Raw genomic sequence first — 18,286 nt, 5'->3', positions numbered from 1 at the left:
TAGTCTTTACACCGTCCCTAAGGCTGATTGAATACATTGAATGAGATCACTCTCACTCCAAGGTTTACGTAAACAGTTAAACAGATTGGCCTGGGATTGTGCTCTTTCTACCGCCGCTTCATCGGCTTGACCGGTCAGCAAAATCTTGACCACCCCGGGGAACTTCTGATGGACTTGAATCAGAAATTCATCTCCTTTAGCCCCAGGCATTAACCAATCAGACACGATCACTAACAGATCTGTATTTTCTTCCTGCAATTCTTCAATCAGCTCCAAGGCTTCGCTAGCATTTTCGGCAGTTTCATAGATGTAGTTATCGTCAAACGCAGTTTGCAGCTGTCGCAGGAGGCTATTGAGAATAATGACTTCGTCATCAACACAAAGAATGGCCAGTTTTGTCATAGGGCAGGAGTCGGTTGAGGGGTTGGAATGACAGATATGGGCAAGGTCACACTAAAGGTTGTACGGCCAGGAACGGAGTCCAAGCTTAGGGTACCCTGATGCTTGTCAATTATTTTGTGGACAATGTCAAGACCTAAACCACTGCCTTCACCGGGGGGTTTGGTGGTGAAAAAGGGCTCAAAAATTTTGCCTTGCAGCTCAGGGGGAACGCCAGGACCGTTGTCGGTAATCTTGACGCAGACTTGATCCGCCTGTTGGCTGACATCAATGTCAAGGGTGCCTTGATGGTCCATGGCCTGCAGAGCATTGTGTAGCAGGTTGGTCCACACCTGATTAAGTTCATCAAAATAGCAGGCGATAGGGGGGAGTTCGGCGAAGGAGCGATGAACCGTCACCCCATGTTTGATTTGGTTGTGATACAGGGTTAATACGGCCTCGATGCCGTCCGTGATATTGGCTTCAATCTTTTCACCGCTATGGTCGTAGCGAGCATAGGTTTTCAGGGCAAACACAATTTTGGCAGAACGATCGCTCGCGGTAGAAATATCCCGCGTACTTTCTCGCACCCGCGTAAACTGGCGCACCATCTTTAATAAGGGTTCGCTCTCGGGTTCAGATAGAAGGGGAAGGAGGTCATGGATGCCATCACAAATCCCTAGATCCAGCAATAAACTGGCCAGGGACTCCGCTGAGGCAATTCCTTGTTCAGATAGTTGCTTGGCCAAAGCCTTACGGGTATGGCGTCGTTCGCGCCCCGACAAAGTCGGTGAAGGGGTTAAGGCACGCAGGAGTAACGATTTAAACTGCTCTGCCTGCTGGGGGGTTAGCTCCCGAAAGAATTGTGGCAGGGTCGTCAGATGCTGATCGAGGAAATTAGCAATATATTCAATCGAAGATCGAATCGCACCCAAGGGGGTATTAATTTCATGGGCGACGCCAGCGATCAGTTGGCCCAAGGCCGCCATTTTTTCTGACTGAATCAGGCCGTCTTGGGCCAACTGCAGGTCTTCTAGGGCTTGGGAGAGTTCCTGGGTCCGTTCATCGACTTTCTCTTCCAGGTTGGTATAAAGGCGCGCATTGTCGATTGCGATCGCAGCCTGTCCCGACAGCAGCTGCAAAATCTCTAAACGGTCTGCCGTAAAGGCCCCCGTCGTCAGGTTGTTTTCTAAATAGAGAATCCCGCTCAATTGTCCTTGATTCATCAGCGGAGCACAGAGAATCGATTTCGGCTGATGGGTCGTGATATAAGCGTCCAGACCAAAGTTACTGTCTTGGGTAGCCTGCTGAAGAACAACACTCTCCTGAGTACGGAGCACGTAGTTGACGATACTGTCGGGAAGCTGTCCAGCAAACGATTGAGACTGCAACACCTGGCTCTGGCCAGACTGGGAGTTAAAAGATGCCTCAATCACTAGCCGACCTTCCACATTCAGGATTAAATGACCCACTTGGGCACCCGCATTGCGGACCAGAATTTTGATCAGGGTCATCAACAGCTTATCGAGGACAATTTCCCCCGCAATCGCTTGTGATGCCTGCAAGACCGTGGAGAGATCCAGCGCTTGACCAGTGCGAATAGTACTCGTCGCTGCTGCTGCCACCAAGGGGGTAGTCGGGATGGTGCCCTGTTGGGAATGGATCACTTGCTGGGCCAGCAGATAAGGATAGGACGCTTCCAGTTGTCGTAATTTAGCCGTTGCCCCCCAACAGTAGTACCCGTAATAGGCTTCATTCAGATACACCCGGGCAAAATTATCCCGTTCTTGCTGCAGAAAACACTTCGCCGCCAGCTCATTAGCTAAGGCTGCTTCATTCGGATAATGATGAGACTGGGCCAGGGCAATCGCCCGATCATAGGCCTCCCCCGCCTGTTGAAGTTGTCTCAATACCCGAAAACGCTCCGCTTCTACCAGACAATATTTATGCTGGTGGTTGGCCGGGGCATGGACAGCCCATTTCTGCAGCTGGTCTTGATTGGTCGCCACCCTTGCTAGCATCTGCTCTTGCTCAACAGGAGGCAGAGCCTCGTAAAGGGCCAGGCGAGCAAGAGAATCGTAAAAATTGAGGCTCGCCACCGTCGCCGCAGCCGTCATGCCATCCACATAATCAACCGCTTTTTGGGTACTCTCTAAGGCCGTCGCCGGCTGTCCCAACAGGTAAGCCACCTGAGCTTTGAGGGTATAAAAGAAGGCCAGAGCTAACTTATTATCCGCACTGTCCACAATGACCTGTCGTTCTTGCAGGTAAGTCCCGGATAAGCAGGTCGGATCCAAGTTGGGCTCCGTTAAGTGGGACGTCACCTGTTGAAAAATTTGCAAATAGAGCAGGCAAGCCGCCTGTTGAAACCCAGCAATGGCTTGCTGAAACTCCAGCATGCGCAATGCTAAATCTGGCAGTTTCTCCCCCGTCAGCAAAGAATGCATCGCCTCCCAACAAAGGGAATAGCTGGCATATTCTAAATCCCCGGTTTCTAACCCAATCTGATACCCTTCATGCAAATCAGGAATCGTCAAATTCAGGGGGTCAGTCCAGTGGCGCACAAACGCATTGAACACAAAGACCACCCGACTCTTGGTCTTTTTCGCCTGAAACTGATCGACCACCGCTAGGGCTAACCGTCCAAACTGGTAGCCTGCTTCAATATCTCCCACCACCCCACAGAGGGTAATGCCATAACAATCGTAAGCAAACGCGGAGGGAGCCGTATTGCCATAGGTAAGGGATAAGTGAATTTGCTTCAGATTACTGAGAATAAAGCGTTCAAAAGAAGCTTGATACCCAGAGGACAAAATATCCGAGAGGATCTGCATCGCGGCGAGTTTATCCTCAGCCGCCATAGGAGACAACCGGATCAAATCTTGAATCGAGCGATCCGCACAGAGCTGCTTGGTTTGATCCAATTCCTGCTGTAAATTCTCGGGGGTGGGGTCTACAAACGTGATTCCCAGGCGCTCCAAAATCTCAAAGCCAATATCTGTTGCTTCTAGATGACGATTCTGAGCAGAGCGAGCCAAAATCTTGACCCGGTAGACTTTCACCATATCCAACACGGTTCTGGCCTGCTGCTGCACCACGGTTGTCAGCTGTTCTTGCTGGGGATAATCTTGGTGGAGATAAGCAGCTTCAACTGCTTCTTGGTGAAGCCAAAGAGTTAGGGGATAGGCTTTTTGCCATCCCGTCTCCCCCACCAAACTCAATCCTGTTTGTAGATACCGCACAGCAGCACTATAAGCCGTAGCTGATTTCGCTTTCTGGCCGGCTTTGAGGTTGAGTTGGGCGACCTGATCTTGTTCTTCTAGATCCGTAATCAGGGGGAGCGCCTGATTGAGATGATCCACCACCTCAAAAATACGCTCTGCCAGTTGATCCGGTTCCACGTTATGCCACAGCAACCGGCCAATGCTCAAGTGCACTGTAGAGCGCCTGTCAGGATCGATTAGGGCATAAGCGGCTTGTTGAATCCGGTCATGACCAAAGCGAAAATCTGTAATCACTAATGCATCATTCAGCTCAGACTGGGGAAAGATCAACCCGAGCTGAATCGCGACTTTCAAATCTGCAAACACCTCCGTGTGGGATTGCTGACGAATCAAGCTGAGGGTATGCAGATCAAATTCAGCTCCCACACAAGCAGCCAGCCGCAGGGCATCTTGGGTAGCAGAGGGTAATTTTTTCAGCTTACTAATCAGTAGTTCGATCACGTTATCCGTGAGATCTTGAGACTGAATTTGGGCGATATCCCATTCCCACTGTTGAGCACGAGAATTAAACTGCAACAGCGCTTCCGTATAAAGATTTTTCAGAAATTCATTGACAAAAAAAGGATTCCCTTCGGTTTTATTCAGGACCAGCTCTGCCAAGGACAGGGTAGTCTCTAAATTATGGTGAACCGTATCCGCAATCAGCTGACACAGATGCAGTTGAGAGAGGGGCTGGAGAGTAATCGTATGGATGTTGACTTTTTCTTGCCAAAGCTGCTTCACCAAGGTCATCAACGGATGGGTGGCATCGACTTCGTTGTCACGGTAAGCGCCGATTAACAGCAGCGATCGCATTTGCCGATCCATCATCATCAGCTTGATCAACTTCAAGCTGGCGGAATCCGCCCATTGCAAATCATCTAAAAACACCACCAAGGGGTGAGCTGGGGTGCAAAACACCCGAATAAAATTTTGAAATGCCAGATTGAACCGATTCAAGGCTTCTGCAGGCCCTAGTTCAGGCACCGGAGGCTGAGGCCCCGTAATCAGCTCAATTTCAGGGATGACGTCAATGATAACCTGACCATTAGGTCCCAAGGCCGCCAGTAATCTTTGTCGCCATTGGTCTAGCTGGGTTTCACTTTCAGTCAAAAGTTGCTTGACTAAATCTTGAAACGCACTGATGACAGCCGAGTAGGGCACATCTCGCTGAAATTGGTCATACTTCCCAGAGATAAAGTACCCTTGCTTTTCGGTAATCGGCTTATGGACTTCTGCAACTAAAGCCGATTTACCAATTCCGGAGTAACCTGCCACCAGCATCATTTCACTACTCTTGGTCGGATCTTGAGGGTGATTGACCCGCTCAAATGCTGTTAATAAGGCTGCAATTTCTTGGGACCGCCCATAGAGCTTTTGGGGAATATGAAACTTATCTGAATGATCCTGAGTACGGAGCGGAAAGGCGCGAATTTCCCCAGTTTGCTTAAGTTGTTGCCAACAGGCAGCCAAATCAGCTTGAATTCCAAAGGCACTCTGATATCGTTCCTCGGCGGTTTTCGCCATTAAGATCATCACCAAGTCAGACATCACCCCAGGAATATCGAAATTGACTTGACTGGGAGGGATGGGCTGTTGGGCGAGGTGGCAATGGACTAATTTCAGCGGATCCTTGGCGATAAAGGGTAACTGTCCTGTTAGCAGCTCATAAAACATCACCCCCAAGGCATAGAAGTCTGTCCGATAATCCAAGGAACGATTCATGCGCCCCGTTTGTTCAGGAGCGATATAGGGCAGCGTTCCTTCGAGGATGCGAGGGTTTTTGAGAATCGTTGTTTCTCGGCTCAGCTGAGTAGAAATGCCAAAATCGATGATCCGTAATTGATGGGTATCTGGATTAAAAATGATGTTGCTAGGATTCAGATCCTTATGGATGACATTTTGGCTGTGGATCCGGCCTAATACCTCGGTAATACTGATGGCTAGGGGTAAAAACTCAACCAGCGGAACGGCCTTTCCCTGGTAATAAGTCTTGAGGGACACTCCTTCCACATCTTCCAAAATAATGGCTAGGGTTCGTTGATAGGGTTCTAACCCCAGCACTTTGATCACCCCTTCAAGTTCTAGGCTGCGGGTAATCTCATATTCTTGGCGATACCGAGTCAGTTCCGAGGCAGTTGGGTAATCCTCTTTCAGAACTTTCAGAATGACCTGATACGGCTCAGCCTGTCGTTGACCCCGATAAACAATGGAATTCTCACTCTCATATAGATGCTCAACCAGACGACAGTCCGCGATTGTCCCCAACATCAATTATTTCTCCAAGCCAGAAAATAGGAGCACTAACTTTTCCAAAAAGAAAAATACTAGCAATTACCTCAATCTAGATGTTCCCCAAACTTACATAAAACTTGCAAGATCTAAGTAATTTATTTGTTATGGTCTCAAGACTATTACTCAAACAAGGATTACTCCTAATTTATTCCAAATCAATTGGGCATAATTGTGACTGCAATATTCGTATGAGCCTGCCCAAGAATTATTTTAAATAGATTCGACATAACCCTGAAAAACCTTATAAATAACCATAAACTAGATATTTTGCTTTTTATTGCTTACTCATTTGCATCCCTCTAGGTTGACGAATCAATATCAGCATTAAACAATAAAAACGTCCTAACACCAAGGTTAACAACATGTCAGAAGCTCTGATTAGCCTCACCTTCAGCTAATCAGTCTTAATGATTATCTGCCTCGATTTACCGTACTTAAATCAACGCTAGTTTTAACTACAGAATCTTTCATTTACATACTCAATAGTTTTCAATCCAGATAGTACCAGCTTACCCAAACTCAAGGCTATTTAAAAAGTAAAGTCCAAATCCGTCTTGGGAACACTAGGACTGAATCGGTAGCTGCTACGGACTCTCTCTACACCCTTGATCACAGGCAGTTGCCATTTACGTCAGAACACCCATAAACCGGATCAACAATGACGCATCAGTACTCTCTCACTGGCCTGCCTACCCAACTCGCACCTGTTGAAATTCAACAAGAAGAACATCCACAAAGTTTGGCTCTAGCTCGTCCGACACAGCCTGAGCCTATCCCTACCGCGCTAAAAGCAGCTCGGCGCAAATATCAATACAACTACAGTCACCTTGCACCCGTGGCAATGGTGGATCGCTTACCCAAAGAAGAGCTCCCATCCGGAGATTGGTGGTCAAAGTTGATCCGCGCCATGTTCAAGATCCTTACTAATGCAATTGTGGGAGCCCACAATCATCACCATGAGCATGAAGCGGAGCAACATGCTTCACGCCTGATTCGAAAAACCTTGGTGGATATCTTGACTCAACGGCCAGAGGTGCGGTGGCGTCTAATCTGGCATCTGCTGACAACGGTGCCAACCACTTTTTTGAACGGCCTACGGTTATCTTTTGCTGATTCAGAAAGCTTTCTGCACAGCCTTGCCTCCAATTTAGAGCATGATCTATTACGGATTCTGCACTTGAACTTAAAAGAACATCTTGCCCATGAATGCGCTCAAGATCGCCCCACCTCTATAGAAGACTTTAATCAGCAATTTGTAACTATCCCTTTGCCGGAATGTGCCCAATACTTTCAGGAAGATGAGTTCTTTGCTTATCTGCGAGTAGCAGGTCCTAATCCTGTTTTGCTACAACAAGTGCGCCATTTGTCTAGAGACACTGTTCGCTCTAATTTCCCCGTCACAAATGGGCACTATCAGGCAGTGATGGGAGAGGACGATTCCCTCCAAACTGCCGTTACCGAAGGGCGTTTATACATCGCCGATTACGCTATCTTGGCCGGGGCGATTAATGGTAACTACCCAGACCAGCAAAAATATATCTCAGCCCCCATCGCTCTGTTTGCAGTCCCTCCTGATGATGCGCCCTCCCGCAATCTCCAGCCCGTTGCCATTCAATGCCGTCAATCTCCGGGGCCTGAAACACCGATTCTGACGCCACCTACGGGTGAGGCTACCAAACAACAACATGCCTGGGAAATGGCAAAGACCTGCGTGCAAATTGCAGATAGCAACTACCACGAGGCTGTAACCCATTTGGGTCGAACCCATCTGTTTATTAGCCCGTTTGTGATTGCCACCCATCGCCAGCTACTCCCGACTCATCCCGTGAGTATTCTCTTGCGGCCTCACTTTGAAGGCACCTTAAGTATCAACAACGGGGCTCAAAGTATGTTGATGGCTCCAGAAGGTGGAGTGGATACGGTCTTAGCCGCCACCATTGACTGTGCCAGGGTCTTAGCGGTAACGGGATTACAAAGCTATTCCTTTAATCAGGCCATGCTGCCCCAACAATTGCAGCAACAGGGTCTGGATAATGCTGAGGCGTTACCTATTAATCCCTATCGGGACGATGCATTATTGATTTGGCAGGCGATCGAAACTTGGGTCACTGATTATGTGAACTTGTACTACCCCACCGATGACTCAGTACAAAAGGATGCGGCCCTCCAGGCTTGGGCCAAGGAGCTACAGGCTGAAGATGGCGGTCGAGTTCCAGACTTTGGCGAGGAGGGACAATTGCGGACCCAGGCCTATTTGATTCAAGCGATCACGCTCATCATTTTTACGGCCAGTGCTCAACATGCCGCCGTGAATTTTCCCCAGGGCGACATCATGGTCTATACCCCAGGGATGCCGTTAGCAGGCTATCGGCCAGCTCCCACTGCTACAGCCCTATCTTCCCAGGATCGGCTAGACCAGCTGCCCCCCTTACATCAAGCCTTGAATCAGATGGAGTTAACGTATTTGCTGGGGCAGATTTACCATACACAACTCGGCCAGTACGAAAAATCCTGGTTTTCTGATGAGCGGGTGCAAGCCCCTCTGCATCGTTTTCAAGCCAACTTATCGGATATCGAAGATGCGATCGCAGAACGAAACCGTCATCGTCCCTACCCCTACCGCTACCTACAGCCCTCTAACATTCCCCAGAGCATCAATATCTAACGTTTATTAGAACTCATTTGCCCATGCCATGGGCATTGGCAGGGTATCACTCACCACACTTCAGCATCAGAGGACATACAGCTATGACAGGACGATCAGCCGGATCACTCACCACAGGACTACACAATACCCTCAAACAGATGGAGGCCAAACCACGACAGTGGGTGGAGTCAAAAGTACAGTCCTCTTCACAGATGCTTTTTCAGCTGATCTTTCGCAAACAAACCCAAGCGTTCGGCAGAATTCCAGGTCCTCAACCGCTTTTTCCCATCGGTAATATCTGGGCCCTGCAGCAAGGGAAACCCATTTGGCAGGTGCTCGGGGAACAGGGACAGCACTATGGTGGCTTATCCTTATTCTGGATTTTGGCTCGGCCATCCTTGGTTCTCAACGACCCTGATTTAATCCAGCAAGTCTTGCTCACCGCCCAGCAGCAAACCGGCCACCCTTCCCATGGACATCGGGCCACCCAAGCTGATTTTTATAAAGATATCCCCCGCAAAGCCCTCCGCCCGATTCTGACAGAGAGTCATCCTTTTGTTGCCAAAAATGCTGGACCGAAATGGCAGCACCTGGTTCAAAATAATCCCTTCAATATGACTTACTTCCACGAGTGGATGGAGACTCAAGTCCAGCCCTTGCAAGCCTTTATCGAAGGTCGGGCGGAGGAACTGGTCCAGCAGTCAGAGACCGACATGCTCCCGGCTTATGATGCCATTCAAAAGCTAGTCTTCGATGGTTTTTCCCTGGCTACAGTCGGCCAAGTGTTCCCCGATCAGGTGTTCGAACAGTTCAATACCCTCTGTGCAACGGGGACCGATCGCATGAACCGATCGTCCATCGCCAGCTGGATGATTCCGGAAGAACCCAAAGGTAAACATTACAAAGAAGCGAGTCGCCAATGGTTTCAACGCTTTGGCGAAGTGATGGAAACCACTCAAGCTAATCCTGCCGGTGGATCGCTACTGGACTGGGTTCTGCAACGAGGGGGGTCTGCCTTTACCCCTGAACAAATGCGGAACTTCTGTGCTGGAGTCTACCCAGGCGGAGCGGTGTCGGCTCCCAGTGGTATTACGTCTACGCTTCATTTGCTGTTTCAGCATCCTCAAGCCTTATCTGCTCTTCACCAAGATCTGGCAGGGTTATTCCGTGAACCCCTCACCTTGGAACGACTGGAAAACTGTGTCCCAGTGGAGCAAGTATTGCGAGAGTCTCTACGGTTATGGCCCCCCGTGCCCTTTTTTACGCGCAATACGGTTCGCACCATCAGTCTTGCAGGCCACGACATCCCCGCCAAAACCCAAATCTTCATCAACAACTGGTTTCTCCAGCGTCTCTCTCCCCATTGGCAAGATTCAGAATCTTTTAAGCCAGAACGCTGGGATGCAAAAACTTTGGCAGAAAATGACTATGGCAGCGATTACTTTTTCCCATTTGGTCGAGGCGATCGGGCTTGCATTGGTCAAGATTTTGCTAAGTTCTTTATGCGCTTAACGATAGCCACCCTGCTGGCAAAAGTAGAGATCCAATTTGGCGATCAGCCCCATGATCAAGAATTTTACTTTGGGGTCTCTGTGCCCAGACAGTTAAAAGCGAGATTTGTCTTGCGATCATAAAACCCCCATTGCTCACAGTGCAGATTGACTAGAGCCCACTGCTACGCTAGAAAGAAGTGAAGCTGAGACGGCCTCCACATTAATACTATGAGCAATTTAAGAAAACCGAATCTATTTATTATTGGGGCGATGAAATCTGGCACCTCATCCTTGCACCAATATCTCAATAATCACCCGTCTATCTTCATGTGTGAGCCCAAAGAGCCTTGCTACTTTGTGCATCCCCAACAGTTGAACTGGCCCAATATCAAAAAGCTCGGCCTTTGGGAAAATGAAGAGAAATATCTCAGCCTCTTTCAGGATGCCGGTGATGCAACCATTTTGGGTGAATCCAGTACGCTTTATGCCAAAGAACCCCATGTTACGGATGTTGCTGAACGACTAGCCCAGTTCAACCCTGAAGCCCGTTTCATTTATATTATGAGGGACCCCATTGAACGCACGGTGAGTCACTATTGGCATGAGACTCGTCAAGGGAACGAAAACCAAAGTTTGCTAACAGCAGTGCAGAAAAATCCTCTTTATCAAGATGTTAGTAATTATCCCCAACAGCTCAAACATTACTTCCAGTATTTTTCGCCCGATCAATTTTTATTTTTAACCTTTGAACAACTCTGTAATGATGCTGAAGCGTGTATGATCAAAACGTTTGACTGGCTGGGTGTCGATGCATCTTTTGCCCCTGCTAATCTTACGGAAAAATTTCATGCAACCCCAAAGCAGTTCTACCAAAAGAGCGCGTTATTTCGCTTGAGATATACCTGGCCTTTTAACCAGCTAGCCTCTTTACTCCCAAAAAAGATTCGCTCTTCTGGACTCAAATTAGCGATTCGAGAAGTGGATCGAGATAAGGATGCCGAAGACCTACAGGAAGCAACTCAATTCCTCCGGCCCATCCTACTCAAGCAAACTGAAGAGCTTAGCAATTTACTGGGCATGACCTTTCCAGAATGGAAGACCCTGTACGATACAAAAAATTGATATCAAAGCACTCATCCAGGCAAACATAGCTAGCTCAAGTTAAGCAACACCTCTAGCGGCAGAAAATTTACCACAAGGCTGTTGCAAAAGATCCGAATATTTAACGAGCCAGTCTACTCCAACAAAACATATTAGCTAGCGTAGATTTCCGCATTCTTACTGTACTTTCTGAGAGACATTCTGCTTAGACTAGATATAGCTAGCCCCATAAATGTTGTGTTGTCGTTTGATCACAACACTCATCCCCGAGCATCACTCCTACCGAGCTTGATCATGATTGCTGATGACATCACAGACTATTATTTAGAGAATTCTCAGCCCACTTTAACTACATCCAATACCGCAACTCTCAGCTTACCGATTATCGAATCTTGGCTTTGCGTTAACATCGGCGATCAAGTGGTTATTCAGGGGCAAATATTTAACCATTCCAAGTATCCTGCTGGAAAAAAGCTGAAATCTTCGCCCATTAAGGGGTGTCTAACTAAAGCAGGACGGGTGTATGTAACCACCAAAAATTCCATCTACGAACTGGGCACCCCCCATCCAGATTTTGCTGGGGATGCTCTACAGCTATTTACAAACAATGATCATCAACAGTGGGCAAAGCTCACTATCGTTGGGGAATAGAAACGCTGCAATGTTAAGGTCGGCACTCACATCGCAGGGAGTGCAATGATAGCCCTGCTGAGGGAACTCATCTAGACTCGATAGTTGCATTAAACACTTGGCTGAGCATTGGGCAATGCGTTTTGGGGCTAGGAGTAGGGCATTTTACCTTAAACGGAATTCTCAAAATTATAGTTCCGAAAGAATTGTTCGGTTTTAGTGTCAGTGGGATAGAAGGTTTCAATCCGGAGTTCATCCGTCGTGATGTCCTGGGGCGTACCAAAGGTGGCAATAATTGAGAATAGACTCAGTTCTAAACCCTTAATATTCAGTTCTAAGGGCAAAACAGGCAGCAAACTGGCACTATCTGGCTCGCTATAACCTTCTGGGGCAGCTAATTCGATATATTGGGCGAATTGATCCTGAATGGCTCGATTGCCCGATGCCAGAGATTCACTCCTAAGACGACGGATGATAGACGGTAAGATCTGCGCCCAATTGGTAATATATTGCCTGAGCCCCTCGGGATGAACGGTCAGCAAGGCTAAATTAAGTCCCCCATCCGTCCCCATTGTTTCCTGAAGCGCTTGGGGGTTTCCCCCTATATTGAGCAATAGTTCTGCTGCCTGATTGGCCTTTTTCACATTCCAGTAGCGATCCACAATGAAGGCAGGCAACGGGGCATGGTGTTGCAATATATGATTCAGCGCATCAAGCACTGGGGCCATTATGGGCGCATCCAATTGCGTTTCACGATAGTCTGCGGCATAGCCAGCAGCTTGTAACAAGATATTCCTTTCCCGTAAGGGAATATTCATGGCATCAGAGAGACGCCCAATCATTTCTCGGCTGGGATGACTACGCCCAGTCTCTAGCCAACTGACATGGCGCTGCGACACATTAGCCGCCAAAGCTAAATCCAGTTGCGATAGCTTTCTGAACTTACGCCAATGGCGGCAAATATGTTGAAAGTTTAGCGTGCTGGGAGAGGCCATACATTTCTCCACTCTGCCCTCTATTCTCAACCAAGACCCATCATGAATTCAATGACCTGTGAGGTTATTGCTGCCATTCAAAAGAGAGGTGAGGATGGATGCAAATCACATGCAAGGAGTTTGTTATGGTCAACAAGCAAATAGCACTCATCATTCTGATGCCTTTTACTCTTCTGTCAGGGTATGCCATGACCCAGGTGGGCTATCTCGGCATTTTAGATTATCACCGCTATAGCCCAGCCGGTTGGCAAGTCTTCACTGATTTAGGGATCGCTCTGGTCCTGGTATTGAGCTGGCTCATTCCAGAGGCGAGGAAAAGTAATCGGAATCCTTGGCCTTGGGTATTAGTCACGGTGTTCACGGGCTCGTTCGGCCCCTTACTGTATTTGATAACCGCGAAAACAACATCCCCTCAAGAGTAACGATGAATATTGGCAACCCAAAATGCTGGAATCGAGGTGCTTCTGGGAGGAATTCAAATCCCAGCAATAGGCAATGGCTGAAGATTTTGTTGTGACCAGGCTATCGTTTCTTGGGCAGTGAGCATTCTGAGAATGGCTTGTTGTGGATTGCATTCCATCAGTACACATGGAATTATGTTGGCTTCAGCCTTCAACTCACACCGATACCCTTGAGACCAATCACACATCACAGCTTTGAAATCCAGATCCTGGGTCGCCTGAAAAATCTCATTTAGAGTCACCAGACTCGATTGGATGGGTGAAATTTTCCCCATGAGATACCACATATCTGATTCTTCATTCTCAAACTGCGCCAACGGCACACCATCAGATGTCAGGATGTAGATCTCAGCCATGGTAAAAGTGCATTTTGTTCGAAGTGCTGCGGTTAGATCGATTCTAGATTTTCAACGCGGTCAGTCTTCTCACAGGTGAAATCCATATTATCAAACCCATCCTGCCAGGTTTAGGTTGAAATCCCTGTATGGGGTTGCGATTTAAACCCTATACACCCTTAGAAACTTGCTACAGCAGCCGCTCAATGAATGCGCTACTCTACGGGATAACGGTGTTCCGCCTAATCCTGCAGCAATAGGGAAGTAGCATGTCCAACCCCACCTACGATACCTCAGCCCCCGTGCTCGTCACTGGAGCCACAGGTTACGTCGCCGGATGGCTCGTCAAGCGTTTACTCGAAGAAGGCTTTACCGTTCACGCCGCCGTTCGTGATCCTAGCAATACCGAAAAGCTTAAATATCTCAATGCTTTAGCGGAGAACGCGTCAGGCCAACTCCAATATTTCCAGTCAGACTTATTGGCCCCCGGTTCCTATGCCGAGGCCATGGAGGGATGTACAGTGGTGTTTCATACCGCCTCTCCCTTCACCATTGCCGTCGATGATCCACAAACAGATCTGATTGAACCGGCCCAACTCGGCACCCGCAATGTTCTAGAACAAGCCAACCAAACTGAATCGGTGCAGCGGGTTGTGGTAACCAGCAGTTGTGCAGCTATTTATGGAGACAGCGCTGACCTAGAGCAAGTCGAGGGCGAACTATTTACCGAAGCAGACTGGAATACTACCTCTACCCTCACCCACCAGCCCTATTGTTATTCCAAAACTTTAGCTGAGAAAGAAGCATGGGACATTGCCCAGGCTCAAGACCGCTGGGACTTAGTCACCATCAATCCGTCCCTCGTCTTGGGACCGGGGATAAACCCCTTTGCCACATCCGAGTCTTTCGCCCTGATCAAACAGCTGGGGGATGGCACCATGAAAATGGGGGTACCAGACTATCAGATTGGGGCTGTGGACGTGCGGGATGTGGCAGAAGCTCATATGGCGGCAGGATTTACCTCCTCTGCCCAAGGTCGCCATATCACCTCTGGGTACAACACAAATTTCCCTCAGCTGGCCGACATCCTACGCGCCCACTTTGGCGATACCTATCCATTTCCCAAAAGTATTCTGCCCAAAGCACTCATTTGGCTGGTGGGGCCTTTGTTGGATAGCAGTATGACGCGGAAAATCATTGCTAGAAATGTCGGCGTCCCCTTTGGCGTAGACAACAGCAAGAGCATTCGCGAGTTAGGCCTCACCTATCGTTCCCTTGCTACTTCTCTCTCAGATATGTTTCAGCAATTGATTGACTATGGCGTAGTCACCTCTTGATCTCTAGCAATTGCAAACCTACATTCCGTTAACTGTTCGGAGACCTGCCAGAGCTTTTCTGCAGCAGCTTGATTTTGAGCATAGTCAGACTGGGTTGCTCGTCCAGGTTTCCCTTTCATTTCCAAAAACCCTTGAGGACCAAAATATTCTCCTCCTTGGGCATCTGGGGCCAGAGCAGCCATCACCGTCGGCATGGCAGCCTTATCTGGAGCATGACAGAGCAGCGGACCAATCGTATATTGAACCAGTGCAATCTGATACTGGGGCATATGTCTGGCTAAGTCCGTGTTGGAGACGCCAGGATGAGCAGTGACAGACAAGATTTTTTTGCCTGCTTGCTCTAACAGCCGTTGTAATTCATTCCCAAACATCAAACAGGCCAACTTGCTCTGGGAATAGGCCCCTGTTTTGGAATAGTTCTGTTCCGATTGCAGATCGCCAAAATTGATTTCTCCGGATCCCAGCCGATGAGCATTACTACTCAGGGACACCACACGAGAGTCTGACGTATTCGGCATCAGATCCAACAGCAATGCGGTCAGGAGAAAATGGCCCAAGTAGTTAGTCCCCATCTGGCTCTCAAACCCATCCACCGTCAGGGAATAGGGTGGCCACATAATGCCAGCATTGTTAATGAGAAGGTCGAGTCTGTCGTATTGCTGTCGAAAGGCTTGGGCAAAGGCTCTCACAGACGATAAATCAGATAAATCGATCAGGAGAATCTCTAAATCCGCGACCGGCACTTTAGCCTCGATTTCAGCTTTAGCTTGAGCAGCTTTATCAGCGTTACGGCAAGCCATAATCACCTTGCACTTCTTTCGAGCTAGATAACTCACCGTTTCATAGCCCAAGCCCGTGTTGGCCCCAGTCACAATGGCAACTTTGCCTTGCTGAGAAGGGATATTTTCCAAATCAAACGCCATTGTATTGATACCTAAAATGTGTGGATTGTAGTGTTGAACTCCATGCTGGGCCAAGCAGATAGAATGCGTAGATGAAGACCAATCATCCTTTCATACTCAACCATGCTGAATGATGTCAGCGAACGGGCACTGAGAATATCAGCGATTCCCTCAACTCTATGCTCTATTCCGATAGTTGAATGACCGTTTTCCACAACTACCAGGGAACAGCCCCATCCAGCATGTCCCTTAAGGGCACTTCACTTATTGTGACTAATTTGCTTTGGATCGTGGTGTTAAAACAACAGTGGTCAACAGAATTGAGAATAGCAGCCTTGCTCTAAAGTGTCTCACCTTCTAAATCTTCACCACCAAACCAGTCTAGGTATGGATTGTACCGTTGGGCATAATCGCTCCAGATAGACGAGCACCCGTTAGCTTTACCATCACCTTTTTGCCAATACCCATACTGGCCCCTGTAAAATCTGCGCCTCGCAGATCAGCACCACTCAAATCCGCCCCCGTTAGATTCGCAGCTCGCAAGTTTGCCTGGGTGAGATTGGCCTGCAGCAGATTCGCTCGGGTCAAGTTAGCATTCGTCAAATTAGCACCTGACAAATTCACCTTATGGAGAAAAGCATCCTTGAGATTGGTATTCGCTAAATTGGCCTGACTCAAATTCCGTCCCGAAAAATCCCGCTCTTGTAAATCAGCACCCTGCCAATCAACGCCACTATGGTCTGGAGTGAGGGGGCGAGAGGAAGACTTGGTTGCTGCAGGAGCTGTTTTGGCAGGAGCTGTACCTCGACCTGTTCGCCATCGTTTGGCAGCTCGTTTAGCAGCAGAATCGGGAGGAGAAGAAGTCGCAGCAGGGGGTTGAGAAGGCTTAGGCTGTGCCGGAGCAGCCTTTGGAGCTTTAGGAACAGAACTTGCGGGGGGTTGAGTTGCTTTGGTTCGCTGCCGAAACTTTTTGGCCGCTGGAGATTGGCGTTCTTGAGACGGTTGGGATGTGCGGGGTGGCGCCGTGCGTCTTGTCGTTTTTGCAGGGGCAGGCGAACTCGCTGCTCGGGCCTGGCCTGCTGCAGCCGCAGGTGAACTCGCTGCTCGAGCCTGGCCTGCTGCAGCCGCTTTCTGGGCAGGACGACGGGCTGAACGCAAATTTTGACGTCGCTGTAGATAGGATTGCAGATAGTCACGAGCTTCGTTGAGGTCTTGAAGCTTAGCGATGGCTTTTTGCTGCAAACGCTCGCGGCTTTGAGGAATTCGATCAGGATGCCAGATAAAAACTAAATCTTTATAGGCTTGACTGACCTCTTCTAAAGACGCGCCAGTCCTCAACTCTAAGGTGCGATAGCATTCATTGAGGTTTGGCATACTCAATTACAGAAAGATGGGCTTAGGCAATACTTTGATTTAGACAAAGTTTAAGCGGAAGTCACCTTACTTTATTTTGCCAGGTCTTTTTTGAAAAGGGTATAGGACAGAACAGGACAAGGAATACTCCCCTGCCCTAGACGATTGCACTCATTATTAAGGTTAATGAACGATTAGTCGATATAGCCCATCAAATCAGCTGGATCGTAGATGGGTTCAGTTGCGACGGGACGATTATTGGGGAGATTAGGGGAGGGAACCAAGGGTAAGCCCATATTGACAATAGGGCGATGACCGACAAGACTTTCTTCATCCACAATATCTAACCCAGAACGGATAATGGGACGATGGTTAGGCAAGGTGTCAGTATCGACCACTTCTAGATGAACCGCAGTGATGGGACGGTTGCCAGGCAAGCTCGAGGTATCTACCACTTCTAATGTTCTTGCCGCAATCGGACGATTTTGGGGTAGAGGAGGGGTTTGATAGAGTTCAATTGCACCTTCTGCAGGTTTTTTCTCGGATGTAGCCATGAGTTGACTCCCTAGACAACGGTATAAAAATGTTTCTTAAAGGGGTGATCTAAAGATTTGATTAAGAACAGTAACTCCTTTGATCATAATTGAGAACGTTCGATTCGGAATATTAATTCGTGTTTAGGTTGTCATAACGTTTAGTTATGAATTCTGGAAATCACGATCAAGGCTATCTTTCACGATGTACAGGAACGCAGACATCGCCCAATTTTTCGTGCAGGACAGACGCTATCTAACTGAATTGCAATGGGTATACGCCGTAATGTCATGATTCTCTCTGAACCAGAAATTGGTACTGACTTCAATACAGCTAGAATCCGAACCATCAGCCTGCTGCATGTCTCTCACCACCTTGTTTCAGCTCCACCCTTTGGCCACCTCAACCTATTGAAGTTAAACAACTCTGGATCCGAAGCGGCTAGCCTTGGGGAGGGTTTCCTGATGCAACATCAATTGCCGATCTATCAAGATGAATCTCCATCAGAATAGTGATTGCATTACAGGTGACAACTTCAATCCAAGCAACCTCAGCCTCAAAT

At 48.3% G+C, this 18,286-nt stretch carries 14 protein-coding genes; 7 read left to right on the top strand and 7 right to left on the bottom strand.

From position 1 onward, the window contains the following. Positions 1 to 6: 6 nt before the first annotated feature. A complete protein-coding gene (locus tag HRE53_RS14910) occupies positions 7 to 402 on the bottom strand; it encodes a response regulator (RefSeq protein WP_212664127.1) in 396 nt (131 codons plus the stop codon). Next, a complete protein-coding gene (locus HRE53_RS14905) occupies positions 399 to 5,912 on the bottom strand; it encodes a trifunctional serine/threonine-protein kinase/ATP-binding protein/sensor histidine kinase (protein ID WP_235107017.1) in 5,514 nt (1,837 codons plus the stop codon). The genes HRE53_RS14910 and HRE53_RS14905 overlap by 4 nt, the downstream gene beginning before the upstream one ends. A 682-nt stretch (positions 5,913 to 6,594) precedes the next feature. Here HRE53_RS14905 and HRE53_RS14900 point away from each other — a divergent pair. The 4 genes from HRE53_RS14900 (at position 6,595) to HRE53_RS14885 (ending at position 11,828) form a co-directional block, all read left to right on the top strand. Then, on the top strand, positions 6,595 to 8,601 hold the full coding sequence (locus tag HRE53_RS14900; protein WP_235107016.1) for a lipoxygenase family protein: 2,007 nt from the start codon (positions 6,595 to 6,597) through the stop codon (positions 8,599 to 8,601). Positions 8,602 to 8,684: 83 nt separating this feature from the next. Beyond that, positions 8,685 to 10,217, top strand: coding sequence for a cytochrome P450 (locus HRE53_RS14895; protein ID WP_235107015.1), 1,533 nt, complete (start codon positions 8,685 to 8,687; stop codon positions 10,215 to 10,217). An 87-nt stretch (positions 10,218 to 10,304) separates the two neighbouring features. Then, positions 10,305 to 11,198, top strand: coding sequence for a sulfotransferase (locus HRE53_RS14890; protein WP_235107014.1), 894 nt, complete (start codon positions 10,305 to 10,307; stop codon positions 11,196 to 11,198). A 216-nt stretch (positions 11,199 to 11,414) separates the two neighbouring features. Beyond that, a complete protein-coding gene (locus HRE53_RS14885) occupies positions 11,415 to 11,828 on the top strand; it encodes a hypothetical protein (protein ID WP_235107013.1) in 414 nt (137 codons plus the stop codon). A gap of 149 nt (positions 11,829 to 11,977) precedes the next feature. Here the strand turns inward: HRE53_RS14885 and HRE53_RS14880 are convergent, their stop codons facing one another. Beyond that, positions 11,978 to 12,802, bottom strand: a complete 825-nt coding sequence (locus tag HRE53_RS14880; RefSeq protein ID WP_235107012.1) for a helix-turn-helix domain-containing protein — start codon at positions 12,800 to 12,802, stop codon at positions 11,978 to 11,980. 125 nt (positions 12,803 to 12,927) lie between these two features. On the opposite strand from HRE53_RS14880, the gene HRE53_RS14875 reads away from it, so the two are divergent. After that, positions 12,928 to 13,224 carry a hypothetical protein gene (locus tag HRE53_RS14875; RefSeq protein ID WP_212664120.1) on the top strand — a complete coding sequence of 99 codons (297 nt, stop codon included), beginning with the start codon at positions 12,928 to 12,930 and terminating at the stop codon, positions 13,222 to 13,224. Between the two features lie 53 nt (positions 13,225 to 13,277). Here the strand turns inward: HRE53_RS14875 and HRE53_RS14870 are convergent, their stop codons facing one another. Then, positions 13,278 to 13,619, bottom strand: coding sequence for a hypothetical protein (locus tag HRE53_RS14870; protein ID WP_235107011.1), 342 nt, complete (start codon positions 13,617 to 13,619; stop codon positions 13,278 to 13,280). A gap of 248 nt (positions 13,620 to 13,867) precedes the next feature. On the opposite strand from HRE53_RS14870, the gene HRE53_RS14865 reads away from it, so the two are divergent. Continuing rightward, positions 13,868 to 14,935, top strand: a complete 1,068-nt coding sequence (locus HRE53_RS14865; protein WP_235107010.1) for an NAD-dependent epimerase/dehydratase family protein — start codon at positions 13,868 to 13,870, stop codon at positions 14,933 to 14,935. Here HRE53_RS14865 and HRE53_RS14860 read toward each other — a convergent pair. From HRE53_RS14860 to HRE53_RS14850, 3 genes are all read right to left on the bottom strand, one after another. Next, positions 14,914 to 15,858 carry an oxidoreductase gene (locus tag HRE53_RS14860; RefSeq protein WP_315876606.1) on the bottom strand — a complete coding sequence of 315 codons (945 nt, stop codon included), beginning with the start codon at positions 15,856 to 15,858 and terminating at the stop codon, positions 14,914 to 14,916. The two genes, HRE53_RS14865 and HRE53_RS14860, sit on opposite strands and share 22 nt — an antisense overlap. Positions 15,859 to 16,218: 360 nt before the next feature. Next, the gene (locus HRE53_RS14855; RefSeq protein ID WP_235107008.1) at positions 16,219 to 17,211 is read right to left on the bottom strand and encodes a pentapeptide repeat-containing protein; all 993 of its coding nucleotides are present in this window, start codon (positions 17,209 to 17,211) and stop codon (positions 16,219 to 16,221) included. A 173-nt stretch (positions 17,212 to 17,384) separates the two neighbouring features. Beyond that, a complete protein-coding gene (locus HRE53_RS14850; protein WP_212664116.1) occupies positions 17,385 to 17,744 on the bottom strand; it encodes a hypothetical protein in 360 nt (119 codons plus the stop codon). A gap of 249 nt (positions 17,745 to 17,993) precedes the next feature. Here HRE53_RS14850 and HRE53_RS14845 point away from each other — a divergent pair, with 249 nt between their 5' ends. After that, positions 17,994 to 18,236, top strand: a complete 243-nt coding sequence (locus tag HRE53_RS14845; RefSeq protein ID WP_235107007.1) for a hypothetical protein — start codon at positions 17,994 to 17,996, stop codon at positions 18,234 to 18,236. Positions 18,237 to 18,286: the final 50 nt, after the last annotated feature.

The sequence above is a fragment of the Acaryochloris sp. 'Moss Beach' genome, from assembly GCF_021497025.1.
GTDB classification, from domain to species: domain Bacteria; phylum Cyanobacteriota; class Cyanobacteriia; order Thermosynechococcales; family Thermosynechococcaceae; genus Acaryochloris; species Acaryochloris marina_A.
This window is presented reverse-complemented; position numbering and strand designations above follow the sequence as displayed.